Annotated in this window: 24 protein-coding genes; 17 read left to right on the top strand and 7 right to left on the bottom strand. The window is 65.8% G+C overall.

What is annotated here, in order from left to right:
• Positions 1 to 16 precede the first annotated feature (16 nt).
• The 4 genes from ACZ60Q_RS27800 (at position 17) to ACZ60Q_RS27815 (ending at position 6,307) form a co-directional block, all read left to right on the top strand.
• On the top strand, positions 17 to 2,920 hold the full coding sequence (locus ACZ60Q_RS27800) for an amino acid adenylation domain-containing protein (protein WP_469640253.1): 2,904 nt from the start codon (positions 17 to 19) through the stop codon (positions 2,918 to 2,920).
• Positions 2,913 to 3,128 carry an MbtH family protein gene (locus ACZ60Q_RS27805; protein WP_469640009.1) on the top strand — a complete coding sequence of 72 codons (216 nt, stop codon included), beginning with the start codon at positions 2,913 to 2,915 and terminating at the stop codon, positions 3,126 to 3,128. The genes ACZ60Q_RS27800 and ACZ60Q_RS27805 overlap by 8 nt, the downstream gene beginning before the upstream one ends.
• Positions 3,129 to 3,378: 250 nt before the next feature.
• A complete protein-coding gene (gene txtE, locus ACZ60Q_RS27810; RefSeq protein WP_469640010.1) occupies positions 3,379 to 4,599 on the top strand; it encodes a 4-nitrotryptophan synthase in 1,221 nt (406 codons plus the stop codon).
• A 484-nt stretch (positions 4,600 to 5,083) separates the two neighbouring features.
• The gene (locus ACZ60Q_RS27815; RefSeq protein WP_469640012.1) at positions 5,084 to 6,307 is read left to right on the top strand and encodes a nitric oxide synthase oxygenase; all 1,224 of its coding nucleotides are present in this window, start codon (positions 5,084 to 5,086) and stop codon (positions 6,305 to 6,307) included.
• A 457-nt stretch (positions 6,308 to 6,764) separates the two neighbouring features.
• Here the strand turns inward: ACZ60Q_RS27815 and ACZ60Q_RS27820 are convergent, their stop codons facing one another.
• Positions 6,765 to 7,421, bottom strand: coding sequence for a TetR/AcrR family transcriptional regulator (locus ACZ60Q_RS27820; protein ID WP_469640014.1), 657 nt, complete (start codon positions 7,419 to 7,421; stop codon positions 6,765 to 6,767).
• A gap of 62 nt (positions 7,422 to 7,483) precedes the next feature.
• On the opposite strand from ACZ60Q_RS27820, the gene ACZ60Q_RS27825 reads away from it, so the two are divergent.
• From ACZ60Q_RS27825 to ACZ60Q_RS27850, 6 genes are all read left to right on the top strand, one after another.
• Positions 7,484 to 8,440, top strand: a complete 957-nt coding sequence (locus ACZ60Q_RS27825; protein WP_469640016.1) for an ABC transporter ATP-binding protein — start codon at positions 7,484 to 7,486, stop codon at positions 8,438 to 8,440.
• The gene (locus ACZ60Q_RS27830; RefSeq protein ID WP_469640017.1) at positions 8,421 to 9,158 is read left to right on the top strand and encodes an ABC transporter permease; all 738 of its coding nucleotides are present in this window, start codon (positions 8,421 to 8,423) and stop codon (positions 9,156 to 9,158) included. The genes ACZ60Q_RS27825 and ACZ60Q_RS27830 overlap by 20 nt, the downstream gene beginning before the upstream one ends.
• A gap of 188 nt (positions 9,159 to 9,346) precedes the next feature.
• Complete coding sequence (locus tag ACZ60Q_RS27835; RefSeq protein WP_469640019.1) at positions 9,347 to 9,658, top strand: hypothetical protein; 312 nt, start codon at positions 9,347 to 9,349, stop codon at positions 9,656 to 9,658.
• A gap of 230 nt (positions 9,659 to 9,888) precedes the next feature.
• On the top strand, positions 9,889 to 10,551 hold the full coding sequence (locus ACZ60Q_RS27840) for an MFS transporter (protein WP_469640021.1): 663 nt from the start codon (positions 9,889 to 9,891) through the stop codon (positions 10,549 to 10,551).
• Positions 10,502 to 10,684, top strand: coding sequence for a hypothetical protein (locus ACZ60Q_RS27845; protein WP_469640023.1), 183 nt, complete (start codon positions 10,502 to 10,504; stop codon positions 10,682 to 10,684). Before ACZ60Q_RS27840 ends, ACZ60Q_RS27845 begins: the two co-directional genes overlap by 50 nt.
• Before the next feature lie 20 nt (positions 10,685 to 10,704).
• Complete coding sequence (locus tag ACZ60Q_RS27850; protein WP_469640024.1) at positions 10,705 to 11,055, top strand: hypothetical protein; 351 nt, start codon at positions 10,705 to 10,707, stop codon at positions 11,053 to 11,055.
• Between the two features lie 42 nt (positions 11,056 to 11,097).
• Here ACZ60Q_RS27850 and ACZ60Q_RS27855 read toward each other — a convergent pair whose 3' ends face one another.
• Positions 11,098 to 11,652, bottom strand: a complete 555-nt coding sequence (locus ACZ60Q_RS27855; protein WP_469640026.1) for a flavoprotein — start codon at positions 11,650 to 11,652, stop codon at positions 11,098 to 11,100.
• A 261-nt stretch (positions 11,653 to 11,913) separates the two neighbouring features.
• On the opposite strand from ACZ60Q_RS27855, the gene ACZ60Q_RS27860 reads away from it, so the two are divergent.
• Positions 11,914 to 12,758, top strand: a protein-coding gene (locus tag ACZ60Q_RS27860; RefSeq protein ID WP_469640028.1) for an IS5 family transposase whose coding sequence is annotated in 2 segments (ribosomal slippage) — positions 11,914 to 12,253 and positions 12,253 to 12,758 — 846 coding nt in all. Because the reading frame shifts where the segments join, the coding sequence is not laid out codon by codon here.
• On the opposite strand, the gene ACZ60Q_RS27865 is transcribed toward ACZ60Q_RS27860, so the two are convergent.
• Positions 12,718 to 13,002 (bottom strand): hypothetical protein, encoded by a 285-nt coding sequence (locus ACZ60Q_RS27865; protein ID WP_469640030.1) that lies wholly within the window; start codon positions 13,000 to 13,002, stop codon positions 12,718 to 12,720. The genes ACZ60Q_RS27860 and ACZ60Q_RS27865 overlap by 41 nt on opposite strands.
• 191 nt (positions 13,003 to 13,193) lie before the next feature.
• On the opposite strand from ACZ60Q_RS27865, the gene ACZ60Q_RS27870 reads away from it, so the two are divergent.
• The 3 genes from ACZ60Q_RS27870 (at position 13,194) to ACZ60Q_RS27880 (ending at position 16,856) form a co-directional block, all read left to right on the top strand.
• Positions 13,194 to 14,231 (top strand): transcriptional regulator, encoded by a 1,038-nt coding sequence (locus tag ACZ60Q_RS27870; protein ID WP_469640031.1) that lies wholly within the window; start codon positions 13,194 to 13,196, stop codon positions 14,229 to 14,231.
• 131 nt (positions 14,232 to 14,362) lie between these two features.
• Positions 14,363 to 15,739 (top strand): IS1380 family transposase, encoded by a 1,377-nt coding sequence (locus tag ACZ60Q_RS27875; protein WP_469640033.1) that lies wholly within the window; start codon positions 14,363 to 14,365, stop codon positions 15,737 to 15,739.
• A gap of 166 nt (positions 15,740 to 15,905) precedes the next feature.
• Positions 15,906 to 16,856, top strand: coding sequence for a hypothetical protein (locus ACZ60Q_RS27880; protein ID WP_365389821.1), 951 nt, complete (start codon positions 15,906 to 15,908; stop codon positions 16,854 to 16,856).
• Between the two features lie 81 nt (positions 16,857 to 16,937).
• Here ACZ60Q_RS27880 and ACZ60Q_RS27885 read toward each other — a convergent pair whose 3' ends face one another.
• A complete protein-coding gene (locus tag ACZ60Q_RS27885) occupies positions 16,938 to 17,927 on the bottom strand; it encodes a DUF4238 domain-containing protein (protein WP_469640035.1) in 990 nt (329 codons plus the stop codon).
• Between the two features lie 202 nt (positions 17,928 to 18,129).
• On the opposite strand from ACZ60Q_RS27885, the gene ACZ60Q_RS27890 reads away from it, so the two are divergent.
• The 3 genes from ACZ60Q_RS27890 (at position 18,130) to ACZ60Q_RS27900 (ending at position 20,117) form a co-directional block, all read left to right on the top strand.
• Entirely contained in the window at positions 18,130 to 18,630 is a 501-nt protein-coding gene (locus ACZ60Q_RS27890) for a hypothetical protein (protein WP_469640037.1), read from the top strand.
• Positions 18,631 to 18,759: 129 nt separating this feature from the next.
• Complete coding sequence (locus tag ACZ60Q_RS27895) at positions 18,760 to 19,605, top strand: sugar phosphate nucleotidyltransferase (protein WP_469640039.1); 846 nt, start codon at positions 18,760 to 18,762, stop codon at positions 19,603 to 19,605.
• Positions 19,602 to 20,117, top strand: a complete 516-nt coding sequence (locus ACZ60Q_RS27900) for an NUDIX domain-containing protein (protein ID WP_389199237.1) — start codon at positions 19,602 to 19,604, stop codon at positions 20,115 to 20,117. The genes ACZ60Q_RS27895 and ACZ60Q_RS27900 overlap by 4 nt, the downstream gene beginning before the upstream one ends.
• Before the next feature lie 560 nt (positions 20,118 to 20,677).
• Here the strand turns inward: ACZ60Q_RS27900 and ACZ60Q_RS27905 are convergent.
• The 3 genes from ACZ60Q_RS27905 to ACZ60Q_RS27915 all read right to left on the bottom strand — a co-directional run bounded on the left by ACZ60Q_RS27905 (position 20,678) and on the right by ACZ60Q_RS27915 (position 25,803).
• Positions 20,678 to 21,463, bottom strand: coding sequence for a DUF5655 domain-containing protein (locus ACZ60Q_RS27905; protein WP_469640254.1), 786 nt, complete (start codon positions 21,461 to 21,463; stop codon positions 20,678 to 20,680).
• Positions 21,464 to 22,204: 741 nt separating this feature from the next.
• Complete coding sequence (locus tag ACZ60Q_RS27910; RefSeq protein WP_469640041.1) at positions 22,205 to 23,533, bottom strand: class I SAM-dependent RNA methyltransferase; 1,329 nt, start codon at positions 23,531 to 23,533, stop codon at positions 22,205 to 22,207.
• A 221-nt stretch (positions 23,534 to 23,754) separates the two neighbouring features.
• Positions 23,755 to 25,803: an APC family permease gene (locus ACZ60Q_RS27915; RefSeq protein ID WP_469640042.1), complete on the bottom strand. Its 2,049-nt coding sequence runs from the start codon at positions 25,801 to 25,803 to the stop codon at positions 23,755 to 23,757.
• Between the last annotated feature and the right edge of the window lie 260 nt (positions 25,804 to 26,063).

Below are 26,063 nucleotides of genomic sequence, written 5' to 3' on the forward strand. Positions count from 1 at the left end.
CCTCCCCTTCGAGCGCCTGGTGGAGATCCTCAACCCGCCCCGCAGCCTCGCCCGCCACCCCCTCTTCCAAACCATGCTCGTCCTCCAAAACACCAACTCCACCACCACAGCCAACACCTGTCAGTTCCCGGGGCTCATCGCGACACCATCAACCACCGAGACCGCCATTTCGAAGTTCGACCTGCTCTTCAGTTTGAGAGAACACCAAGCTCCGGGTGCCACGTCCGGCGGCGGGATGAGCGCTGTGCTGGAGTTCAGCGCCGACTTGTTCAACGAGGAGAGTGTGCAACTGCTGGCCAGGCGGTTCATGCGAATGCTGGATGCCGTTGCCTCCACCCCCGAGACGAGGATCGGTCAAGCCGAGCTACTCGAAGCCGATGAGCGAAGCCGAGTGCTCGGGGAATGGAACGACACAGCCAGGGACACCACAGACGTGGACCTAGTTGAGCTGTTTCAGGCTCAGGCAGCACGAGCACCGGAGGCCACGGCGCTCCTCTATGACGGCACGTCATTATCGTATGCGGAGTTGGATGCGCGCAGCGACCACTTTGCTCGGATCCTGACCGAGCAGGGTATGGGACCGGAGCGGTTCGCTGCGCTCATGCTGCCTCGGTCGCTGAACCTGGTGGTGGCCTTGCTGGCGGTACTCAAGAGCGGAGGCGCCTACCTGCCCATTGACCAGGGCTTCCCCACCCAGCGTATCGAATACATGCTCACCCAAACCCTGCCCGTACTGGTCCTGGATGAGCGCTGGCTGGCCGCTGCGGAGGACAGAGAGCCGCAGCACGAAGCGCGGCTGCACACGGCCGTGGACGGCTCGCAGGCCGCCTACGTCCTTTACACCTCCGGCTCGACGGGCCACCCCAAGGGGGTGGTGATCTCGCGGTCCGCGCTGACGAACCTGGTGTGCGACATGCGCCAACGCATTCCACTCACGAACCAGGACCGGCTGTTGGCGGTCACCACTATCAGCTTCGACATCGCCGGGCTCGAACTGCTCACCCCATTGGTATCGGGAGCGGCCGTAGTGTTGGCGCCTTCGGGGCTGGTTCACGACCCGTCCGCATTGCACAACGTGATCAACCGTGAACACGTCACCGTCATGCAAGCCACCCCCAGTCTGTGGCGGGCTGTCGTTACTGCTTCCAATGCCCGGCGCACCCTGGCGTCTGTGCGGGCGTTGGTCGGCGGTGAAGCTCTGCCCACTGACCTCGCCGAGCTCCTCGTCCACTGTGCGGCCGAGGTAACTAATGTCTACGGGCCCACCGAGACCACCATCTGGTCCACCGCCGCCACCCTCGCAACGGATAGCGCGGTCACCATCGGCCACCCCCTGGCCAACACCCGTGCGTACGTGCTCGACATACAACTGCAGCCGGTACCGATCGGAGTGCCGGGTGAGTTGTACATCGCTGGCACCGGTGTGGCTCGTGGCTACCAGCATCAGCCGGCTCTGACGGCGGCGCGGTTCGTCGCGAACCCGTTCGGTCCGCCGGGCTCACGGATGTATCGAACTGGCGATTTCGTCCGATGGAACGACGCCGGGCAGCTCGAGTACCTCCGCAGAGTCGACACTCAGGTCAAGGTCCGCGGCTTCCGTGTCGAGCTCGGCGAGATCGAGGCCGTAGTGCGGCGTCAGCCCTCGGTCGTTCATGCTGCGGTGGCCGTTCGGGACGATCGTCTCGTTGCCTACCTCGTCGCCACTCGACAAGAGCCTGTCGATGTGGCCCTCGTACGGGAACATGTTGCTGCGGTCTTGCCTGACTACATGGTTCCCTCCGCCTATGTGGTGTTGGACGCGCTGCCACTGACCCCGAATGGGAAACTCGACCACAAACAGTTGCCAGCACCCGACTACGCCACCAACGGCGGCCGTGCCCCGCGTACTGAGAAGGAAGTGGTTCTCTGCGGACTGTTCGCCGAGGCTCTCGGGCTAGAGGAGGTGTCCATCGATGACGGGTTCTTCGACCTGGGCGGACACTCCCTTCTCGCCACCCGCTTGATCAGCCGCATCCGTGCGCTCCTTGGTGCCGAGATATCCGTGCGGACTCTCTTCGAAGCACCCACTGTTGCCACCTTGATCGAGCAGCTGGATCACTCATCCCGAGGAGACGCCCTCAGCACCCTCCTTCCCCTTCGTACCTTCGGGCAGCGCCTTCCTATCTTCTGCGTGCACCCCGCCGGCGGGACGAGCTGGTGTTACTCCGGGCTGCTGCAACACTTCGGACCAAACTATCCGCTGTACGGAATACAGGCTCGCGGCCTGAACGATGACTGTGCCCTTCCACAGTCGATTGAGGAAATGGCCAGAGGCTATGTCGAGGAAATCCTTGCGATTCAACCAGATGGGCCGTATCGCCTCATAGGATGGTCCATCGGCGGGACGATCGCCCACGCAATGGCGATAGAACTGCAAAATCTTGGCCTCAGTGTTGAGTTTCTTGCTATGCTCGACTCCACCCCACACCCCCTTTCCGGTCAGGAAGAATTTGAGGGGAATGAAGGCGTACTGAGAGGGATAATAGAAGCCTTCGGTGCAGAAATCGGTGGGCTGAGCGAGTCTCCTCAAGTGGAGCAGGTTATTGAAGTCCTGCAAAAAAACGTCAGCGTACTAGGGTCTCTGGAATTCGAAGCGGTGCAGAGAGTGCTCGACACGGCCCTGAACACCTCCCGCGTATTCGGTCTTCCGCGTTCAGCAGGGCTCATGGAAGGCGACCTGTACTTCTACGCAGCAGTAGGCGACAAGGAAGGTATCTCTCCAGACGCTGCAACTCTCTGGGAAGAGCATTGCACCGGACAAGTTCACGTATACAAGATTGACTGTTCACACGGGGAAATGACGGCCCCGGAGCCGCTGGCAGTCATCGCGAGCACTCTGGTGGCCAGAGTGCGGGAGTTGGAGTGGAACAGAGATGAGTAATCCGTTTGAGCGGGACGACATCCTTCACTACGCCCTCGTAAACGGTGAGGGCCAGTACTCGATGTGGCCGACCACGAATGAGATACCCGAAGGGTGGACTGTGGCTCATGGCCCATCGAGCAGGCAGTCCTGTGAGGAGTTCGTCGAGGGCGTGTGGACAGACATGCGCCCCAAGAGCCTTGTCGCCCTCATGGACCCCCCGGCCTAGATGCGTCAGCTGCAACCCGTCCACGACCCATCACCAATGCAGATGGAAGTCGAGTCGCCTGTCGCAGCGGAGTCCAGTGATCCTTTTGAGGGGCGCCGGCCCAATCGGCACAGTCGCTAGGCGCTGCCTTCCATCGGGACGCGACCAACGGATTCTCGCCCCAGCAAGTACACCTCGCACGATTCGGCCCGGCCCTCTATGCAGAGTCGCACAGCGAATCTTTCGCAGCGAATAACCAAAGGAGTTCCCCATGGGTAAGTTGTCGCCGCTTTCAGACCCCGGCATCGTCTCCAATCCCTATCCCGTTTACGCTGACCTTGCGGAGCGCAAGCCGGTCCACTGGGATGAGGGGCTGAATGCATGGGCCGTGATGACGCATGCGGACTGTGCGAGCGTGTTGAAGGATCCGCGCTTCAAGGCTGAACGCATGGAAGAGATTCTGAGCGGGAAGTTCGAAGGCCAGGCACTGCCCGCCGATAACATCTACCACCGGTTCACCAAGAACGTCATGATGTACACGGATGCTCCTCGCCATACTGTGTTGAGAAAGTCCACACATGCGGGTTTCACTCGCGAAGCCCATGAGTATTACAGTCAGGTTGTCGAGCGTGTCGCCTACGATCTGGTCGCCACCCTCCCGGAAGGCGTGAAGGAGATCGACGCCATCTCCGCGCTGGCAGCGAAATTTCCCGTGAATGCTGCTGTCCACGCCTTCGGAGTTCCGGAGGAGGACCTCGACGTCGTGGTGCCGAGCGTAGACAAGGTGATGACCTACTGGTCGGGACCCCAGGACCAGCCGCTGGAGCTCGATTATCTGCTCGAGCACCTCACGGACCTGCACACCTATGCGTTGGAACTCGTCCAGGGCAAGCAGGGCAAAGTCCTCCCGGACACAGTCATCGCACGTCTTGCTGCCAGCCAAAGGGACCAGACCGAGGTCACGCTGGAACAAACCGTGCATCAGCTGGTGCTCTTGCTCATAGCGTTGTTTGCACCCACCACGCCGGGGTCTGTTGGCAGCGGCATGCTCACATTCGCGACGAACCCTGACCAGATCACCCGCTTCCTGGACAACCCTGCGTGCGTCGACAACACCGCGAACGAGGTGGTTCGATACAACGCGTCAAACCAGTTCACGTGGCGCGTTGCGGCGGCAGACGTTGACATGGGTGATGTCCGGATCCAAGAAGGGCAGCGGGTCGCCCTGTTCCTGGGGGCCGCAAACCGAGACCCGAGCGTGTTCGACCAGCCGGACAGGTTTGACCTCGACCGGCATAACAGCGGCAAGCACCTCTCGTTCGGATTCGGACCGCACGCGTGCCTCGGGCGGCAAATAGCCAGCCTCGAAATCAAGTGGTTCTTCGTTGCGATGTTCGCGCGTTTTCCGATGATCCGGCTGGCGGGCGATCCCGAATGGAACTCGAACCTTGAGTTTCGATCCTTGCGGTCTCTGCCGCTGAGCCTCGGCTGACGAAGTACCGCATCTGATGACGCCCAGCTGCTCAGACTGCATCCGCGCCGAGGGACAGAGCGGACCACGCTGCCAGGTACCCGCCAGGCAGCTCGGAACCCGGATGCGGTCTGAGCCGCGAGGACTCGTGACCGCCACTTCTGCATAGGTGAAAGCCTCAACACACAACCCTGCGTTGGCATTATCAGCGTCTTGTCACGCTCCCCGGCGCATGCGAAGGGCTGGCACACCCAGGTGCAGTCCGCGGATACCGGCGGTGGCCCACCTCACCACCGAGCCCGACAGTGCCGCAGCGCCACCAGTGCGGGACCAGATGCCGGCCCGCCACAGACCAGGCCCTTCGACACGTGGGTGCCTCCGCGATGATGTCCATCCCGCAGGCTGCTCGATACCCCGAGCGGATGGTCACCCACGCGCGTCAACCCGACACTCACCCCGACAACGGGGAAGCAGACGGAAGTGCACGCTAACCGCGAGGAAGTCCATGAACACCAAAGCGCTCCTGGTACGCACCCCCGACCACCACGCCACCTCTGGCACCGGTAGCTCAACACCGCTCTGCCCAGCTACCAATCCCGGGCCCCGTTCCAGCCGTGCTGCCGACCGGGACGAAGCGGAAGAGTTCCTGCATCAATACTATGCCGAGCAGCCTGACCAGCCCATCCCGCTTACCGAGCGCCTCAGCCAGATCCTCACCGACATCGATACCACCGGCACCTATCACCAGACCCCTGATGAACTTGCCTTTGGTGCCCGCGTGGCCTGGCGCAACTCCAGCCGGTGTATAGGGCGGTTGTACTGGAACAGCCTTCGTGTCTTGGACCGCCGCGACGCCACATCCCCCGAGGAAATCCACCAGCACCTTTGCGAGCACCTGCGTCAAGCGACCAACCTCGGGCGTATTCGCCCTGTCATCTCCGTCTTCGCCCCCGACACGCCAGAACAGCCCGCCCCTAGAGTCTGGAATGACCAGCTCATTCGCTACGCTGGCTACCGTCGGGACGACGGCACCGTCCTCGGCGACCCGGCTTACACAGGCTTCACCGACCTCGCCCGCCAGCTGGGCTGGCAGGCCCCCGAAGGACCCTTCGACGTCCTACCGGTAGTCATCGAAACCGCCGACCACAAGCCTCAGCTCTTCGAGCTTCCCCCCGATCTGATTCTCGAAGTCCCAATCACCCACCCCGACCACCCGCAGATTGCCAACTTGGCGTTGCGCTGGCATGCCGTACCAGCGATCTCCAACATGCGCCTGCGCATCGGAGGCATCGACTACCCTCTTGCCCCGTTCAACGGTTGGTACATGGGCACCGAGATCGGCGCCCGCAGCCTGGTCGACGAGGACCGATTCAACCTGCTCCCCGCCATTGCCGAGTGCCTTGGCCTGGATACCAGCAACGAAGCCAGCCTGTGGCGCGATCGCGCGTTAGTCGAGCTCAACGTTGCCATCTTGCACTCCTTCAACACCGCCGACGTCAAGATCAGCGACCACCACACCGAATCACGCCGCTTCCTCACCCACCTGGCACGGGAAGAACGCAACGGCCGCACCGTGCCTGCGGACTGGAGCTGGATCGTCCCCCCAGTCTCCGGCGGCATTACCCCAGTCTTCCACCGCTACTACGACGAAGCCGAGCAGCGCCCCAACTTCCACCTTGACGACCATGCCCGCGCCCTGGGCAGAGGGCGATGCCCTCACCCGCATTGACCCGTCCGTTTCGTCAGACCGACGGAGGGAGAGAGCACGGCCCATGAGGAAGCGGCGTGACCGCAGGAATGTTCAGCTCTCCTATCACGCGAACGCCAGGCCGTAGACAGCCGAGCCGGTCCAGGCGGTACCCGATCAGACTGAATGTGCCCTGGAATGACAGGTGCCGGCGAGTTCGGCGGTTGCAGAGGCGCTACGCGACGCTGCAACCGAGGCAAAGCGTGGTGGGGACCATTGCCGACGGGATTGGGCGATGGTCCAGCGGTGGCAGTTGGCAGGTGTGAGATCGACGCCGCTGTCCACCATGACACCGGAGTATGTCGGTCGCTGGTGGCATGCACCCCACACATCAACCACACCTGCTCTATCAGCCGTGTCAGCAGAGAACAAGGCGGGACGCCTTCGCCTCCGACACGGCGTCGGGGCCCCTGGCTTACCGCTACCCGCAGGCCCTGCCTCAGGAAGTGGGGGGTTTGGTCGCTTCAGGTGCCAAGATCAGGCGCAGCGCGTCCCCGTACAGTTCTGCGTCGAATTGGGTTGCATCAAGCAAGTACTGCAACCCAATTCCGAGATCGACGGCGGCGACTAGGCGGCCGAGGCTGCGGGGGGAGAGCCCCTGAGGCGGGGTGATGGTTGCGCTGTCGGTCCAGCTGGCCAGGCCCTTCTCTAGCCTCTCCACGAAGAGATCTCTCGCCTGGGGATTCCGCAGGGCGTAGAGCCAGAACTCCAGGTAGAAGAGCGCAAAGAGGCGGCGCTTCTTGATGCTGTCAGCGTAGAGGCTTCCGATCACCGCGAACCGGTCGCCGCCTTCCTTCGAAGCATCTGCGCCAGGTTGCTCCGCAGGGAACTGGATCTCCGGGACATGCCCGTGACGTTCCATCACCGCCATGACGAGATCATCCCTACTTGCGAAGTTCGTGTAGATCGCTCCTTTAGTCATGCCGACTGACGCCGCAACCTGCTCCAGGGAGACGCTTGCGATGCCGCGCTCGGCGAACAGCCGCATGGCTGAATCGATCAACTGGGTGCGCGTCCGCTCACGCTGCTCCTGCCGGCTCAAGCGCTCGACCATCGTGACACTCCCTACCGCCGCCTCAAGGTTGACATTCTGCATGGTATCTGAATACCGTGCGGTATCTGAGTACTGATCGGTATCTCAAGCCGACTGGAGGGGCATTGCTAACCATTACGAACCTTGTGAAGTGCTACCGGCGGGGCGCGCGCGCCAACGATGACATCAGCCTGCACGTCGATGCTGGCGAGGTGGTCGGGCTCCTGGGGCACAACGGTGCAGGCAAGACGACACTCATCAACCAGGTAGCAGGGCTCGCCCTGCCGACCTCCGGCACCATCAGAGTGGCCGGGTGTGATCCTGTCGCAGAACCCGGCAAGGTGCGCCGCATGGTCTCGGTGATGCCTCAGGCGCATGCGCCGTTGTCGGGCGTGACGCCTCGGCAGGCTATCGAGACGTTGGCCCGTATCCGCGGAATGAGCAAGCGCGCGGGCAGTGCACGAGCCAAGGAGCTGATTGGTGCACTCGATCTTGAGCCGTGGTCTGACACCGCAGGGGAGCGCCTCTCGGGAGGCGTTCGGAGACTGACCGCGTTCGGCATGGTCGCGGGTGCTCCTGGGCGCGTGGTGATGCTCGATGAGCCGACCAACGACGTGGATCCCGTCCGTAGGAGGCTCCTATGGGACCAGATACGCAGACTCGCGGATGAAGGCTGTGCCGTGGTGCTCGTAACCCACAACGTGATCGAGGCCGAACGAAGTGTGGACCGCATCGTCGTGCTGGATGCTGGCAAGGTGGTTGCGGAAGGCACGCCCGCCCAACTCCGCTCCCGAGCTGTCGGTGACCTCAGGCTGGCGCTGACGGCCCCCAGCGCAGACCAACTCCCCGCCATCCCTGATCACATCCGACCAGCAGGAGCGCCGCTGCATAACGGCCGTCGCCTTGTGGTGCCTTTGGGCTCTGATTCGGCGCCCGAGGCGCTCGCTTGGGCCCAGCGGCTCAGCACATCGGGGGCCATCGATGAATTCGCACTGCTGCCAGTCGGCCTCGAAGACGTCTACCTGGAACTAGTTGGGAGCGGCGCTGCAGAGGAGGGCCACGATGCGTCAATGGCTGCGTAGTTACGGCCTGCTACTTCGCTGGACTGGGCTGCGAAGCCGCGCCTCCCTACCCTTGAGTCTCGTAGTCCAGACTTGCCTGGCGTTGGGGGTTATCGTCGGATTCACTTACCTGGTGCCGAACATGAACGAGCGCACCGCGCTCTACTTCGCTACGGGAGCGCCAGTCCTCGGACTGATCACGGTTGGCATGGTGATAGCGCCTCAAGAAGTAGCCTCTGCGAAGCAGCAGGGCATCTTCGACTTCAATCGCTCGCTGCCCGTGCCGCGCAGTGCAACCATCGCCTCGGACACCACCATTGCCTTGATGACGGCTTTGCCCGGGATGATCGCCGCACTGATTGTATCCAGCCTCCGATTCAATCTGACACTCCAGATAAGCCCACTGATCATCCCAGCAGTCCTTCTGACGGCGTTCGCCGCCATCGGCATCGGATACGGCATCGGCTACGGGCTGCAACCAGCGGCTGCGCGCATGATATCGCAACTCGTCGTGTTCATTGCGCTCATGTTCTCGCCGATATTATTCCCGGCTTCGCGCCTGCCGGACTGGTTGGAATCGGTTCACACAGTACTCCCGTTTCAATACATGGCTGAATGCATTAGGGAATGCCTTTCCAGCCCTCCAGGCGGCCCTTCTGGTCTTCCCTTTTTGGTGCTCTCCGCTTGGTCTGTTGCTGGGTTTGTAATTACCTACAGAATGATGTCCCGGCGGCCCTGAGGGGAAATTCGGCCGCTGTTGTCATGAGTAACGATGAAGCTCCTGGTAGACGGGCTCTCGACCAAGATCACCCGTGTCCGCCAGGAGCTTCGCGCGCTTGTCTATCCTTTGCGGTTCCTGACCGGACAACTGACAGCCAGGCAGCAGAAGATCGGGGCGCGACGCGGCGTCTTCCCCCGCGACAGGCCTTGCTCGCCCTCGACTTCAGCTACCGCATCGACCGCTTCGGTACGAACCTCGAGGGTTTGCGTATCACCGTCGCCGACCGGTTCGAAGACGGCGAGTTCGCCGATCGTGCCACCGCTCTCACCGACGCTACCGAGACCGTCTCCGAACGCACCTGCGAAACCTATGGAAACCCCGGCCGCATCCGGCTTCGTGGCGGCGGGCCGCGCACCTGGATGCAGAGCAGCTGCGACATCTGCCGCACCCGTCACATGCGGCTGGCGGCGCCGGTGGACTTCACCCGGGACGTCCGCTCGGATGCCTCACACCAGTAGAGTCTTCTCCGGCCACCAAGTTCGGCGTGACGTGACGTCCGCCACAGGTCTCAGTCAAGAGAGGGACACAATGGCGGGCCGCAACACGACGCGCACCAGAATCTCACCCCTGGTGTAAAGCGACACGACCTGCGGGGGACACGGCCTTTGCGGAAACAAAGACGCTCGACCGGCTCGGAGCCTCCCCGTCCGCGCTCGGCGTGATCATGGGCGTCGGCGGTGTCGGGGGCGTGGCCGGTGCGCTGCTCGCGACGAGGATCGCCGACCGGATCGGCATCGGCCCCACGATCATCGTGGGATTCGCGATCAGCCCCCTCGCCCAGGTGCCCCTGCTGTGCGCCGGACCCGGACTGCGGTGGCAGATCATCCTGGCCGCCACACTCGCCGGGCAGCTGTTCTGGTCGACGGCATCGGGAACCAGCCAACGGTCCCTGCGCCAGGCCGTGTGCGACCCTGCCTTCCAGGGCCGGGCGCAGTCCGCCAGCACCACGCTCACCGCCGGGGCTCGCCCGCTCGCCGCCGCCACTGCCGGCGGCCTGGTCCTCGTTCTCGACGTCCGGGCCACCCTCGCCGTCGGCGCGCTCCTCCAGATCGTCCCCCTCGTCCTGCTGCTGGCCTCGCCCATCCGCGCGATGCGGAAGATCCCCGCCCGCGAGGCCGTGCCTCCCGCCCGTGAAAGAGCTCGACCGCCAGGCCCAGGCGGGCCGGTCATCGCGCCGATGAAGCTGCTGCGCTGCGAGTACGCCGAGGAGATCTTCAATGCCCTGGCCAAGGACGGCGTTGAGGTACCACCTCCTCCTGCACGCCGACTCCGACGCCATCGCGAAGCGCATCGAGGGCAGCATGGAGTTCCCCGGCGACGGGGAGCGCAGCGAGAAGGTCCGGGCCTTTAGGCGCCGGAAGATCGAGGTCTACGAGCAGGCGTACGCGACTTGGCTGGGCGAGCGGGCCGAGGTGATCGACACCACCGCGCTCAATCCGGATCAGGTCGTCGAGGAGGCCCTCACCCCCCTGTACCTTTCGTGAACAGCTCCGCGATAACGAGGATGGCCGGACCAGCCGAGGTCGTCGCCGACCACAGCTGGCCCGGCACGTCCACCACGGCACTCCGCCTGCGGGCCCCCGACGGGCGGCAGATGATCGTCAAGTCCAACACCAGCCGCGACAGTTTCCGTCGCGAGCTCACGGCCCTCTCCGCCTGGGCCCCGGCGCTCGGCGCGAGCGCGCCTCAACTGCTCGATGTCGACGAGAACGCGCAACTCTTGCTGATGACCGCGGTCACCGGCCAACCTCTGCAGTACCTGACCCTCACGGGCCCGCAGGAGCGCCGCGCCTACGAGCGAGCCGTGACCGGTGCGCTGCTCACCGCCAGGGAGATCCGGTATGCGAGAGGTTGATCCTCAATGTCCGCTGCGACCCTGCGCGGGTCGAGCGGGAGTTTAGGTGATCGAGTTCGCGTCGGATACGTCAGCGACTGCGTCCAAGGCGGCCCGCCACGGGTAGGTGGCTGGGTTGCCTTGGCCCGGCAAGTTCGGAATGAAGCCGCCTTCCCCGTACAACACCCGGACCCCAGCCTCCCTGAGGGTGTCGATCGACCGGTCGAACTGCGGATGATTGACGAACGCCCTGTTCACGCAGGGCATCATCGCCATCGGGATGCCCTTGCCGATGCCTTCGGCGACCACTCCGACGATCCACTTGTCGGTGATCCCGAGCGCCCACTGGTTGATCACGTTGAAGGTGGCCGGGGCGAGGACGATCGCGTCCGGCTTCGGCCACACGTCCGGCTGGCCGGGCATCCGGTAGTCCCAGCGGACCGGGCGACCGGTGAGGACGGCCAGCGCGTCGAGAGAATCCTTAAGCCAGCGGGCGGCCGTGGGTGTGAGTCCGAGGCACACCTCCCAGCCGTCGGCCTGCGCTTCCTCGATGACGCGGGCAACGTCAAACACTGGCGGAGCCGCGCTGCCGAACAGGTACAGGGTCGGTTTGGTCATGCCGACCATCCGACCACAGCCGAGGCGCCATCGAGGCGGCCGGGGAACCGGCGGTCCGAAGCAGCGGACAGCGCGTACCGTACGAAGGACGGGTCGGAGACGGGAGACCGCGGTGCCGAAGCAGAGCGGCGATCACACCGGTACGCGGATCCAGGAGCAGCGGAGGCTGGCGAGGCTGACACAACGGGTCTTACTGATCGTTTCAGAATGAGTTGAGCTGCGGGTCTTGTGTCCGACGATCTTGGTCGGCAGAGTGTCCGGGTGCGTGCTGATCTTGTTCCTGACGACCTGTGGGAGCGGGTGGCTCCACTGCTGCCGCCCGTTCCCGAACGGCGCCGCCGGTATCCCGGACGGCTGCGTGTTCCTGACCGAGTGGCACTCGTCGGCGTCATGTATGTGCTGCGGACCGGTGTCGCGTGGCGCGATGTTCCCGCCGAGACCGTGGGCTGCTCCGGAGTAACTGCCTGGCGCCGGCTGCGGGACTGGACCGAGGCCGGTGTCTGGCCGCGCCTGCACGCCACCCTGCTGGCCGAGCTTCGCCGCGCCGACCTGCTGGACCTGGACGACTGCTCCGTGGACGGCTCGCATGTCCGGGCCCTCAAAGGGGGGATCACGTCGGCCCCTCGCCCGTCGACCGTGCCCGCCCGGGCTCCAAGCACCACCTGATCGTCGACCGCCACGGAACCCCGCTCGCCGTCACGCTCACCGGCGGCAACCGGCACGACGTCACCCAGCTCCTGCCGCTACTCGACGCCATTCCGTCGATCCGGGGACTGCGCGGACGTCCCCGCCGCAAGCCCCGGCGCCTGTACGCAGACCGCGGCTACGACTTCGACAAGTACCGCCGCCTGCTGTGGAAGCGCGGCATCAAACCCATGATCGCCCGACGCGGCGTCGCCCACGGCTCCGGACTGGGCAAGGTGCGCTGGGTCGTCGAGCGTGCCTTCGCCTGGCTGCACCAGTTCAAACGACTCCGCACTCGCTACGAACGACGCGCCGACCTCCACCAGGGCCTGCTCGAACTGGCCTGCAGCCTCATATGCCTCCGTCGGCTCCAGCGGGCGGTCAATCGCGCCAGTAGCGGAGACGGGCCTCAGACCCGTTGATACGCACGATGCAGTCCTTGAAGAGCCGCAACGGAGGCTGGCCGTCAACTACTGGAGCCAGCGTGAGCCCCAGATCCTGCAACGGCTTGGCCAGGGCGACGAACCTGAGCCCATCAGGATCAGGGCCCTTGTAGTCCGCCCATGCCTCGAACAACGACCTCACGCGTTCCCAGCCCGGCCCTGGGGCGAAGCGCGCCAGAAAGAACGGCTGATCACAGCCGTACTCACTGAGCTCGCCGACCAAGACGTCTCCATGCAAGAGCTGCCATCGCGTCACCTGATGTCCCCGCCCCCCACCGCCCAGTCGAGTCCGCATCATCGCAGCGCGCAACCCTCTGGCCAAGCGTTTCATTCTGAAACGATCAGTTAGCTGACCGGATTCCGTACTCGTACAGCTGGCTGACCCAGGTGGAGTGCGGGGCTCGGCCGGCATCCGTGGATTTCACCGCGGCGGTCGCGCGGGCGCTACGGATCGACGTCACCGTGCTGACGGGGCAGCCGTACGTGACGCAGCTACAGGAGGACCGGCTGGCGGAGCTGGTGCGGCCGATCCGTGAGGCCATGGACCTGTACGACCTCGGCGACGATCCGCTGGTCACCACGCGGGCCGTTGCCGAACTCATCGCTGCTGCAGAGGAGTTGTGCGCCCGTGTTCGGGCTACTCGTCTACATGCTGCGGCAGCAGCGCTACCGGACGTGATCACGGAGCTGACCGCCCTGTGCTGGCGGGCGCCGACGACGGAACTCTGGCAGGCACTGGCATCCGCCTACCGCACCGCACACGACATCACCGTGAAGCTCGGGTTCTACGACCTCGCGACCGTTGCGCTCGACCGGCTCGGCTGGGCCGCGGAGCGGGCTGGGGATCCGCGCCTGGCCGCCATGAGGCAGTATTTTTGGGGATTGGTGTATTTCCGCGAGGGTGAGTACAGCATCGGCTTGCGTCTGATCCGCTCCGGCCACGGTCTGCTCGGCGCGGACGGATCGAGCCGAGCGGCTCTCACCGTTGCCGGCCAACTCCACCTCGGAGGATCGGTACTGGCCGCCCGGGCAGGGGAGGCGGGCCTGGCCGCTGAACACATCGCGCAGGCACGCGAGCATGCCGGGCGGGTCGGCGACGCCAGCCGAGTGCATTGGTTGAACTTCAGCTCGACGAATGTCGCTCTGCACGAGATGAGCGTGGCGATGGAGATGCGCCGTTTCGACGAGGCCCTTCGTCAGGCCAAGGCAATCCGGCTGCCGGCAACGGTCGCGACATCCCGTCGCGCGCACTTCTACATCGACCGAGCGCGCGTGGAGTTGGAGCTGGGCCGGGGCGAAGCGTCGCTGAAATCGATGATGGCGGCACGTCGGTCGGCACCGGAACAGACCCGGTATCACCCTGGGGCCCGGGAGACGATCCGCGGTCTCGTGCACCTTTCCCGCCGGGCTCCAGAGCCACTGCGGGCGATGGCGACCTGGATCGGCATGTAGGTCCGCTAGCCTCGGGCTTTCACGAGGTGGGCTGTCCGAAGCGTGATCGAAAACGCGAGAAGTGCTCCTGACCTGCAACGATAGGACTTGTCGAGGGTCCAGATCGTGCCGTGGAAAGAAGCACTTCTCAGGTGAAGAAGAGTATCGGGTCCTACCCGCGTGTCCGTATCGAGGGCGGCGGCCGGGCGGTGGTCTCCCAGGCCGGGAGCGTGCTGCTGGTCGAGACGGTCCGCAAGGCCGGGCTGGACACCGCGATATCAGCGGCGCTGGCGCCGTGGCGGAAGGCTCGGGCGGTGCACGATCCAGGCAAGACCATGCTGGACGTGGCCCTCGCAGTCGCGCTGGGCGGGGACTGCCTGGCCGATGTCGGGATGCTGCGGGCCGAGCCGGCTGTGTTCGGCCCGGTGGCCTCCGACCCGACCGTCTCCCGCCTCATCGACACTCTGGCCGCGGCGGGCCCGAAGGCCCTGGCCGCGATCCGGTCAGCACGAGCCGAAACGCGCGAGCGTGTCTGGAACCTGGCCGGAGCATCGTCGCCGGACACCACCGGGCAGGTGATCGTGGACCTGGACGGAGTTTTGGTGCTGGCCCACTCCGAGAAGCAGGACGCCACCGCGACCTGGAAGAAGACCTTCGGACATCACCCGCTGATGGGCTTCGTCGATCACGGAAGCGGCGGGAGCGGGGAGCCGGTGGCCGGCCTGCTCAGGCCGGGCAACGCGGGCAGCAATACCGCCGCCGACCACATCACCACCACCCAAATCGCCCTGGCCCAACTGCCGAAGAAGTACCGGCGCGGACGCCACACCCTGATCCGCACCGACTCCGGAGGCGGCACCCACGAGTTCGTCGCCTGGCTCGCCAAGCGGGGCAGGTGGCTGTCGTACTCGGTCGGCATGACCATCACCGACGCCATCCACCACGCCGTCCTCAAAATCCCGCCCGCCGCATGGACAGCGGCCGTCGAGCCGGGCGGCGAGATCCGCAACGGTGCCTGGGTCGCCGAACTCACCGGCGATGTCCTCACCGGCTGGCCGAAAGGGATACGGCTGATCGTCCGCAAGGAACGACCCCACCCCGGCGCCCAGTTGCGCCTCACCGACGCCGACGGCCTGCGACTCACCGCTTTCGCCACCAACACCACCGGTGATCCGATCGCCGCGCTCGAGCTGCGTCACCGCCAGCGGGCACGCGCCGAGGACCGCATCCGAGCCGCCCGGGCCACCGGCCTGCGCAACCTTCCCCTGCACAGCACCGCGCAGAACCAGATCTGGCTCGAGATCATCCAGATCGCCCTCGACCTGCTGGCCTGGATGCCCATGCTCGCTCTGACCGGTAAAACCCGCAGGTGGGAGCCTCGTCGTCTCCGGCTCCGTCTTTTCTCCGCCGCAGCCCAGATCATCACGACCGCCCGCCGCCGGCACCTGAGGTTCGCACGCCACTGGCCCTGGACCGACGTGATCACCAAAGCCCTGGCACGGCTCGAAGCCCTCCCGAACCCCGGCTGACCAACCTGTTCCCGTTCCTGCGAGCAGCACCACCCTGACCGGAGCCGTGGAACCCGGCGCCCATCCGACGCGACAGTCCGGCCATCAGCCTGGCCGCCAGCACCCCGAACAAGCGAAACGGACCGCCGGATCACCGGCGGCCCGTCACGAAAGTTCGAGGCTAGGGATGACGACATCACCGTGGCGGCCGCTCTCCGCCCGCGAGGCCGGCCTTCCCGTAGACCGGACGGTCCATGAAGGAGTTCCCGAGCATCTGGAACCGGGACTTCGGTCGTGGATCCGGGAGGCGGTGGTGACGGAATCGCTCGTCCACCGCGTCATAGCCGCGCTGAAGTTGACCGCCGGTGCTCACGCCTTCGACAACAGCCGCCTTCCGTCGAGCGCACGTGATCTGTCCAGGGTGTCGGCCAGTCTGCTTCTCGATGTCGTCGACTGTCTGCTCTACCTCGGTGTCGGCGAGGTCGCCCACCACGAATACCTCGTCAAGCACCCGAACGCAGACTCTCCCTTGGCGGCAATATTCTCCAAGCCAGCGAAGTTCGTGAATCCGGTCGACACGCTGGACGCACTGCTCAGCGATGCCACCTCCGCGTACCAGGTTCGCGAGGCCGACGACGTTGCGCACGCCGGCCTGGAGCGGGTCGTCGACGCGACCGTCGCCGAGTCCGCCGTCACGGCCATGCAGCAGGCCGAATCCTCCGGCCGCGACGACGCCAGCTTCTATCTACGCAGTTCCTGGGCCAAGGCGTACTCACTGCACCCGGACGCAAGTGGCGCCTACGTCGATGCGGTGCGGGCAGTGGAAGATGTGGCAATCCCCCTGTACGCCAGCGCCAACCCCCGGGCGACCCTCGGCAACGTCATCCGCGAACTGGACGACAACGGGACGACGTACTCGATGGTAATCCTCGACAACAAGGCGGTACCCGCCAAAGTCGACACAGTCCTCTCCCTCATGAAACTCCTCTGGCAAGGGCACCGCGACCGACACCCCGGAGGACAGACCAGCGCACCCATCACCCCGGAAGCCGCCCAGGCCGCCGTCCACATCGCGGTGCTCCTCGTTCAGCTCCTCAGCACTTCCGCGGTGACCAAGAACCTTCCACCGCAACCATGACAGCCGGACGGTCTGCCTCCCACAATCCCCGTATCCGTCTCCTGGCCATCTGCGGCAAGAAGTGAAGCCGCGTGCCGACTTCTATCTCGTGGCACTCCGACCGCCCTGTTTGAGGTAACCGCGGACGATGGCATCCTGGCCGCTGCGGGGCCGGAAGTAGACACGTTGCTGTGCTGCCTCAATCTGAAGCCGGTTGAGGAAGCCAACCGTCTCCTCGGTGGCAATGCTCATACCGTTGCGGGGGGTCCTGCCGACCAACAGATGCCTGGGGCCGAAAGGCAACACGATGGCAGTAGAGTCGCCAATGGCAACGTTGAAGGCGGTTCTGTTTTCACTCTGCTGAATGGCCAGGGCCGGGGTGTCGCCCAGGAGAAACTCCCCGCTAGCAGGCACCAGAATCTCCAGACCGGCATCGCTGATCATCTCCTTCGCCTTGGCGAAGGTGTTCTCGATCCGCGCCCGGAAGTCCGCACCATTCTCGAAGTTCGCCAGGTGCGGGCTCAAGATCTGGTCTGCCGCCGCGGCCAGGCCCTGCGGTCCAGAGAGGTGAAGCCCGCTGCGTTGCAGTACCGCGCGGCGCAGCAGGTCGGACTTGTCGGTAAGCAGGGCCGTGCGGGTCTCGGTGTAGACGTTGGTGACGATGCGCTCGTGGACGTTGCGGTAGTTCAGGGAGCGGACCAGGTGCAGGGCGATGAGGTCCTTCAGGGTCTGCACGTGCTGTGCGTGCTGGAAGACGTCTCCTCGGTCCACCGCGCGCGCGGTGTCGGGTATTCGTGTCTCGAGCTTGCCCCATACCTGTTCCAGGGAGGCAGAAGCGAAGCGTGCGAAGTGCGGCACCTTGCCGCATTCGCGCGGACTCGCCATCTTGTGCAGACGGTCGGGGTGGTCGAGGTTGAAAGGCACGAGCTTGAGCCCTTGGCTGCCGAACGGAGTGGCGAAGCGCTTGAGTAGCACTTTGGAGATCACGTGCTGACCGACCACGTGGCAATCGGCCTCGGGCCGGAGTTCCTCGATCCGGGCATCGATCTGCTGCGCCGTCGCCTGCCACGGATTGGATGATCCCTCGTTCATCCGCCCAGTGTGGCAACCAGGTCCGACAAGCGAGACCAAATTTCCGACTGCCGTCCGTCAGCGCCTGATCGCCCGAGAGCCGTAGTCGGCTGCCGCGCGACGCCAGGTTCGCCCTTGATCCACACTCGGCATCTGATCACCCTCGGTGGCTGGCGAGCGATGCAGCAGACTGTCTTCTCCACAGTTACTTCGGTCAAGGTCAGTGGGCCTTCTCCTGCCGGTCCCACGCCGGCAACCCTGCTCTAAATGCAGGCGGCCAACGAACTCCTCGGCCTGCACGTCACCGACCCCCAGGCCGGGTTCAAACCGTTCACCCGCGCCGCCCTCGCCGCCGCCCTGCCCCCAGGTCACCGATCACCGGCTGTCCTTCGACACCGACCTGCTCGGCGCCCTCCAGCACACCGGCAACCACGTCATCGAGGTCGGTATCGCCGCCCTGCACCGCTACGTGGACGGCCAGGTCGGCACGCCCCGCGACTACGACACCATGCTCGCCGCAGTCCACCAGCAGGCGGTACGCCACGGTCTCGGCCCCAGCGACCGGGACATTCCGACCTGGGACCGGATCCGCGAGGCCGGCTCGCTGACCGCCGCCGCGGCCCCCAAATCCCTCTCCGTTTCGATCACACCCCCACCCGCTGATCCAGAAGACGCATTCCGCCAAGCCGCCTCGCTCAACAGCGCTGGTGGCCTGGCCAGTTGAGCGCCACCGCTGCGGACTGCGGGTTCAAAGAAATAGTGCACGGTATGCGTAGACTGTCGCGCCTATCCCGCCCCGCCGGGCCCTGCCGGAGGACCTCAGGCAGAGCCCGCACCCACCCGAAGGGCCCGCGTGAGTCGCGCCGTCATCGCCGTAGCCGGAATGGGAACCCGCTTCTTCCCCATCGCCAAATCGGTCAACAAGTGCATGCTGCCGGTACTCGACCAACCCGTCCTCGCCTACGCGGTCGCCGACTGCCTGGCAGCGGGCGTGCGCGAGATCGCGATCGTCACCTCGCAGGGCGAGGGTGGGCGGCAGGTCCGCCACTACTTCACCGAAGACGACGGCATGCGGGACTACTTCGCCGCCCGCGGCTGGCAGACGAAGTACGAACCGATCGCACACCTTCACGACCAGGCGGACTTCCACTTCATCGAGCAGCCCCGCGACGGCGACCGGTATGGAACGGCCCTGCCCGCGATCCTGGCTGCCGGCTACATCGGCGACCAGGACTTCTTCCTCATCGCCGGCGACGACCTGCTCCTGCGGACCGACGGCGGATCCGACCTCGCCGACCTGGCCGCCGCCCGCGGCGCCGCCGGCGCTGCGGGTGCTGTCGCCGCCGCCACCGTCCGCGGCGGCGACGCCCACCGGTACGGAATCCTGAAGCCCCGCAACACGAAGGACGGCCAGCAGGTAATGGATGACCTGCTGGAAAAGCCGACCGCCTACGGCGCACCGACGGCCTACATCAACATCAGCCGCACCCTGCTTCCCGCCGAGGCCACCGCCTACTTCGAGAAGCTCACCCCGGCCGCGAACGGCGAGTACCAGGCCACCGACGCCATCAGCGCCTTCGCCCGCGACCACAACGTGCTCATCCACCCCGTCACCGGCCAGTACTTCGACTGCGGCAACCCGACGGGCTGGCTGGCCGCCAACAACGCTGTCGCCCTCCAGTCGCGGACGGACTCATGACCACGACGGGCGCCGTTCCGGCCATCGCGATCCGCACCTGCGCAGCCATCATCGAAAGCGACGAGATCTGCCTGATCCGCCGGGCCCGCCCCGATGGAGACCAGTACTCACTGCCGGGCGGTCTGCTCCACCCGGACGAGCAAGTACCTGTCGCCCTCGCCCGCGAACTCAAGGAAGAGCTCGATCTCGATGTCAGCGCCCTCCCCGACCGTCCCCGGTTGCGCTGGGCACAGGACCAGATCACGACACGCCCCGGCAGAAGCGGCACGTTCCGCCGGCTCCACCTCATCCATCTTCTGGCCGTCCCCCGCCACGTACGGGCCGCCCTTCCGGCAACCGAGCAAGACGCCGAAGACGTCACCAGCGTGGTCTGGGTTCCCCTCGCGCAGGCCGCCCGCCGCCACCTCTACCCCGCCGTCGGCAACGCGCTCAGTGAGCTGACCGAGCTCGCCGGCCCGCCCAGCGACGTGCTGCTCCCCCCGATCACCGACCAGACGTACACCTGGCGCTGATCAGACGGGTGGGAGCCGCCATACCGCGCAACAGACGCGGAGGCCGCGCCCCTCCAGCCGGTCAAGGCCGCCACACCACTGCCCCTACGCCCCGGCCCGCTGGGGCGTCGCCATCCGACTTCTTGATCGCTCGGTGCGACGCCGCAAAGGCGGATGCTCTACCTCGTGACCATCAACTCCCACGCCGTCTTCCCAGACTGCGTAACGAAGTCGGCAAACGCGCCAGATCACCGCCGCCCTGGAAGCCCGAACCGACCTGCCCCCGAGCCGCACCCTGCTTCCCGCCGAGGCCACCGCCTGCCTCTCGGCAGCAGCTCACCGTGACTGCTGGAGGACTGCCGTGTCCGCCGTCGGAATCCTGGCATTGAGCGTGCAAACTCCGACGGCGACTAACTGAGTAGCGGCGGCAATATACCGGCCGTTCCCCGGTTACCGAAACCGGGGAACCGCCGAATACTTGTAGATCTACCGCCACTTCCTGATCAGCCGACGAGAGGCAGCACACGACGAGCGACTACTCCAACCGCGAAATTCGCCCGGCAGTACGGAACATCGCCCCTTCACGCAGCGGCGTAACTGAGTCGGAACAGTTCCTGGGCTCGCTCCACGTCGCCCTCGGTGCGAAGCTGAACCTCCAGATCGCCCGTGCCATGGTGACCAAGCCCCGTCACGTCCCGAGTGAATCCGGGCACTAGGTCCACCGCTGTTGGAGCCGCCTTCAGGTAAACCACCACTTTGGCCTGCTGCGGCGGGATGAGGCACGCGAAGTTCCGGAGCCGCTGATAGGCGCGGTACTGCTTACGCTGTACACGAGTGACGTTTCCGCCCAGTCCGATGAGGACCTCGTCGACCGCCTGTGCCAGCTCGGCCATTGCTCCGCCCTGCTTTCGAAGGGGCAGCTCCCCGACTGCGCGGCGACGTACCCGTTTGCCCTGAGCCGACCGCCCCGTGACGGAAGCCACGGTCTCAAGGCTGAAGTGATTGCTGCCGAAGTACTGGTAGCGGACAAGATCGATCGACCGTCGGTGCTCGCGCACGGCGTGCGCGTCGTAGCGGGTGAAGTCGCCGGCCACACAGATCAGCCGAGGTGCGCTCCACAGGATCTGGGACGCGATCGTAACCCCGAGCCGGTCGCGAACCAGGTTCCGGAAGACGTCCTTATGGTTCACCAGCCAGGCCATGTAGTAGAGGCCCTGGTTGATTACGCCGGCGTCTGTGCCGCGCTTGTACTCGACGATCACGGGTGCGCCATTCTCATCGAGGCCCAGCGAGTCGATACGTCCGCCATCGGCGCATCCGATTACGTACTCGCTCGTCAGGAACCGCACCCCCAGCATTGTCTCCATGTGCGCCTCTATGAGGCTCTGTACATCCGCCTCAACGTCGGCAAGACGCGGCGTGACCTCAGTCACGCCGCCTTTCGTTGTGTGGAACAGCTTCACGCCCGACTTCCCCCTCGACTAGGAGATCGACAACGTCGGGCGGGTGCAGATTTGTTTCCGTACGAGACCACGAGGACGTGAAGAAAACGTGTGGATGAAGCCTCTTCCTGCTCACCCGTCGCACCGGGCAGCGGACTGTCCGAAACTCAGTACAGGCGTTCCCATCCCATCCCAGCACGATCCCAGCACGGTAGGGATGAGCAGGGGTGATGACAGGTGACGGGGGGGCAGCTATTCCAGCACCATCCCAGCACGGAAAAAATCAAGGGCCCGACTCAAAAGAGCCGGACCCTGACTGACCTGCATGTTTGCCAGATCAGCGACCTGGTGATACGTCAGCCGCTACACGTTGAAACGGAGTTCGACCATGACACGACGCGCTGACGTCGGCCGGTGGCGACCGACTCCACCATAGCCCTCTCACCTGAGGCCAACCCGCTGTACCGAATCCGCCGCGAAAGACAAAGACCGAGCTCCCACTAACCCGTACCTGACGTTCCATCAGGGATATCCACGATCTCCTGACACCCCATCAGGACGTGCGTCAAACGTGCGTCAAACGTGCGTCACGTGCGTCGCTCATGCGTCAAGATATCGCCCGTAACGCCCACAGCGCACATAACGCACACTCGGCGAAACGGCAGGTCAGACACCCTTTGCGGCGGGCTCAAGGATCGCGACGCACTCGACATGGTGGGTCATCGGGAACAGGTCGAAAGCCCGCAGCGTCCGCACCTTGTATCCCCCGTCCCGGAAGTACGCCAGGTCCCGTGCGAGCGCCGCCGGGTCGCAGGCCACGTAGGCGATCTTGCGTGCGCCCAGCCCTGAAAGGTGCTTGACGACCTGCTTGCCCGCGCCCGCGCGCGGCGGGTCCAGGACGATCAGGTCGCACTCCGTGATACCGGTGCGGGGCAGGACCTGGTCGACCTTGCCGTGTTCGATGCGGACCCGGTCGAGGTCACCCAGGTTGTGGCGGGCGTCCTCGACGGCGCGCTTGCCGGACTCGATGCCGAGGACCGCGCCCTTTTCGCCGATGCGCTGGCCGATGGCTCCGGCGAACAGGCCGACGCCGCAGTAGAGGTCGAGGGCCGTGTCGTTCTTGCGGGGCAGCAGGCCCTGCATGACCGCGCGGACCAGAGTGTTGGCCGCCTGCGGGTGGACCTGCCAGAAGCCGCCGGAGCCGACGCGGTAGGTGCGGTCGTCGGCGCGCTCGCGGACGAAGGCGCGGCCGTGGACGCGGTGGACGCCGCCGTCCTTCTCGTCGACGCGGAGCACGGAGACCGGCTTGTCGAGTTCGACCAGGGGGAGCCGGCCGCCGGGCTTCGGGGTGAGGATGACCTGGCGGTCGTTCGAGCCGGTGGCGGTGATGGCCTCCACCGCGGCGATCTGGGGCCATTCGCGCTTCTCGACGCCGAGCTCCGAGACGCCCGGCGCGGCGATCAGGCAGCGGTCGATCGGCTGGACGTCGTGCGACCGGTGCTTGCGCAGGCCCGCGCGGCCGTCGGCGTCGACGGCGTACTGGACACGGGTGCGCCAGGCCGGCACCTCGCCAGCGGGGAGCTTGTCGCCCTCGGCCGGCATGACCGTGCCGTCCCAGCCGGCCTCCTCGGGGGTCAGGCCCGCCAGGCGCAGGAGCTGCTCGGCGATCACCTCGCCCTTGAGGCGGCGTTGCGCGCCCGGCTTGGCGTGCTGCCAGTCGCAGCCGCCGCACATTCCGGGGCCGGCGTACGGACAGGGCGCCTCGACGCGGTCCTTGGACGGCTCGATGATCCGCACCGCGTCGGCCCGCAGGAATCGGGAGTCCGTGTCGCCTTCGGTGACCTTGGCGATGATCTTCTCGCCGGGGAGCGTGTGGCGTACGAAGAGCACCTGGTTACCGTCGGTACGGGCGATGCAGTGACCGCCGTGCGCGACGGGCCCGACCTCGACCTCGTACTCCTCCCCGACCAGCGACGACGTGGGTTCGTTCTGCATGAGGGGAGGCTCCAGGGAGAAAGGGGGGAAACGGTCGGGCCTGCGGCCGGACGACAGCCCACCAGTCTACGTGGACGCGGTCAGGGTGCTTACCACGACCGGCCCCGCCTTCTCGCGCGTTCCGCCGTGCTCCCGGTGCCCGCACGCCACCGGGCCGACCCGTCGTCCGTCGCGCCGGCGTCTCACGCCTGGGCCGCCCGTCGTCCGTCGCGCCGGCGGTCTCACCCCTTGCGGTTCGGCTCCCTGTATCCCCGCTCCACCGGGCCCCGGCGGACCGACCCCGGAGCGTTCCAGTCGGCGCGCCTGCGGGCCCGCTTCTTCGCCGCCTCGGAGGACTGGAGCTGGTAGGGGACGGAGGTCACCATGACGCCCGGGGTGAAGAGCAGGCGGCCCTTCAGGCGCAGGGCGCTCTGGTTGTGCAGCAGGTGCTCGTACCAGTGGCCGACCACGTACTCGGGGATGTAGACGCTGATCACGTCGCGCGGGCTCTGGCGGCGCAGGCCCTTCACGTAGTCGATGACCGGGCGGGTCACCTCGCGGTAGGGCGAGTCGAGGATCTTGAGGGGGACGTTGATGGCACGTCGTTCCCAGTCCTCGCGCAGCGCCTTCGTCTCGTCCGGGTCGACGCTGATGGAGAGCGCCTCCAGGTGGTCGGCGCGGATCAGTTTGGCGTAGGCGAGGGCGCGCAGCGTGGGGCGGTGGAGCTTGGACACGAGGACGATGGCGTGGACGCGGGAGGGGCGCACGCTCTCGTCAGCGGGCGTCTCGTCGGCGGCGATCTCGGCGGCGACCCGGTCGTAGTGCTTCCGGATCGCGGTCATCGTTCCGTAGAAGATGACCATGCCGAGCAGCGCCACCCAGGCGCCGTGGGTGAATTTGGTGGCGAGAACGATCACCAGGACGACGCCGCAGAAGAAGGCACCGAAGGCGTTGATGGCGCGGGAGCGGACCATGTGGCGGCGCTTGGCCTGATCCTGTTCGTCGGCCAGCAGGCGGTTCCAGTGCCGGACCATGCCGGTCTGGCTGAGGGTGAAGGAGACGAACACCCCGACGATATAGAGCTGGATCAGGCGCGTGGAGTCGGCGCCGTAGATCCAGACGAGCAGGATCGCGGCGCCCGCCAGCAGCACGATGCCGTTGGAGAAGGCGAGGCGGTCGCCGCGCGTGTGCAGTTGGCGCGGCAGGTAGCGGTCCTGGGCGAGGATCGAACCGAGCAGCGGGAAGCCGTTGTACGCGGTGTTCGCGGCGAGGAAGAGGACGAGCGCGGTGGCGACGGCGAGCACCAGGAAGAGGAAGGACCCGTGGCCGAAGACCGCCTCGGCGACCTGGGCGATGACCGGGTCCTGGGTGAAGCCCGCGCCGACCGGGACGCCGTCGCGGATCAGGTCGACCGCCGGGTTCTCGGCCATCTTGACGTCGGTGGCCAGGGCCAGGCCGATGATGCCGCAGAACATGGTGACGGCCAGCAGGCCCATCATGGCGAGCGTCGTCGCGGCGTTCTTGCTCTTCGGCTTCCGGAAGGCGGGCACGCCGTTGCTGATCGCCTCGACCCCGGTGAGGGCGGCGCAGCCGGAGGAGAAGGCCCGCAGGAGGAGGAAGACGAGGGCGAAGCCGGCCAGTCCCTCGTGTTCGGGCTTGATCTCCAGTTCGGAGGTGGGGGCGTGCATCGTGTCGCCGAGGACCACCCCCCGGAACGCTCCCCAGAGGATCATGAGGAAGACGCCGGCCACGAAGAGGTAGGTGGGAATGGCGAAGAACTTTCCGGACTCCTTGACGCCACGCAGGTTCATCAGGGTGAGCAGGACGATGGCGCCGATGGCGCAGAGCGTCTTGTGCTCGATGACGAACGGGATCGCGGAGCCGAGGTTCTCGATGCCGGAGGAGATCGACACGGCGACGGTGAGGACGTAGTCGACGAGGAGGGCGCTGGCGACGGTCAGTCCGGACTTCGGGCCGAGGTTGGTGGTGGCGACCTCGTAGTCGCCGCCGCCGCTCGGGTAGGCACGGACGTTCTGCCGGTAGGAGGCGACGACCGTGAACATCAGGACGACGACCGCGACGGCGATCCAGGGGCTGAAGTGGTACGCCGACACCCCCGCGATGGACAGCACGAGGAGGACTTCTCCGGGTGCGTACGCCACCGAGGACAACGGGTCGGAGGCGAAGACGGGGAGCGCGATGCGCTTGGGGAGGAGGGTCTCCCCGAGCTTGTCGCTGCGCAGCGCCCGGCCGATCAGGATCCGTTTGGGCAGGTCGGTCAGTTTGGACACGCTGAGGATCGTAAGCGGAGCCCGTGGCCGAAACGCACGCCCTTTCGACGTGGCCCCGGAATCTCCTGCGGTCGGCGGAGAACGTCCCGCCATTCCTTAACGCAATCCTTGCGTTCGCCCCGGCGTATTTTGCTTTCCCTTTGCCGGACCGCGCGAGGATGCGGACACTCGGATGAGGGATTGACTTCCCCGGCGCTTAAGCTCGTCTCCGGGCCACGCCGCGGGTGTGTGTCCCGTTGTTTGCCCAGCCAGCTGAGAGA

It is taken from the genome of Streptomyces sp. NPDC104313 (genome assembly GCF_055583985.1).

Coding starts and splice junctions, on each gene's coding strand:
- ACZ60Q_RS27910 (WP_469640041.1), bottom strand. CDS start 23,533: ATGCAGAACGAACCCACGTCGTCGCTGGTCGGGGAGGAGTACGAGGTC.
- ACZ60Q_RS27885 (WP_469640035.1), bottom strand. CDS start 17,927: ATGAACGAGGGATCATCCAATCCGTGGCAGGCGACGGCGCAGCAGATC.
- txtE (WP_469640010.1), top strand. CDS start 3,379: ATGGGTAAGTTGTCGCCGCTTTCAGACCCCGGCATCGTCTCCAATCCC.
- ACZ60Q_RS27855 (WP_469640026.1), bottom strand. CDS start 11,652: ATGACCAAACCGACCCTGTACCTGTTCGGCAGCGCGGCTCCGCCAGTG.
- ACZ60Q_RS27815 (WP_469640012.1), top strand. CDS start 5,084: ATGAACACCAAAGCGCTCCTGGTACGCACCCCCGACCACCACGCCACC.
- ACZ60Q_RS27900 (WP_389199237.1), top strand. CDS start 19,602: ATGACCACGACGGGCGCCGTTCCGGCCATCGCGATCCGCACCTGCGCA.
- ACZ60Q_RS27880 (WP_365389821.1), top strand. CDS start 15,906: ATGACGACATCACCGTGGCGGCCGCTCTCCGCCCGCGAGGCCGGCCTT.
- ACZ60Q_RS27830 (WP_469640017.1), top strand. CDS start 8,421: ATGCGTCAATGGCTGCGTAGTTACGGCCTGCTACTTCGCTGGACTGGG.
- ACZ60Q_RS27850 (WP_469640024.1), top strand. CDS start 10,705: ATGGCCGGACCAGCCGAGGTCGTCGCCGACCACAGCTGGCCCGGCACG.
- ACZ60Q_RS27805 (WP_469640009.1), top strand. CDS start 2,913: ATGAGTAATCCGTTTGAGCGGGACGACATCCTTCACTACGCCCTCGTA.
- ACZ60Q_RS27820 (WP_469640014.1), bottom strand. CDS start 7,421: ATGCAGAATGTCAACCTTGAGGCGGCGGTAGGGAGTGTCACGATGGTC.
- ACZ60Q_RS27845 (WP_469640023.1), top strand. CDS start 10,502: ATGGAGTTCCCCGGCGACGGGGAGCGCAGCGAGAAGGTCCGGGCCTTT.
- ACZ60Q_RS27905 (WP_469640254.1), bottom strand. CDS start 21,463: ATGGAGACAATGCTGGGGGTGCGGTTCCTGACGAGCGAGTACGTAATC.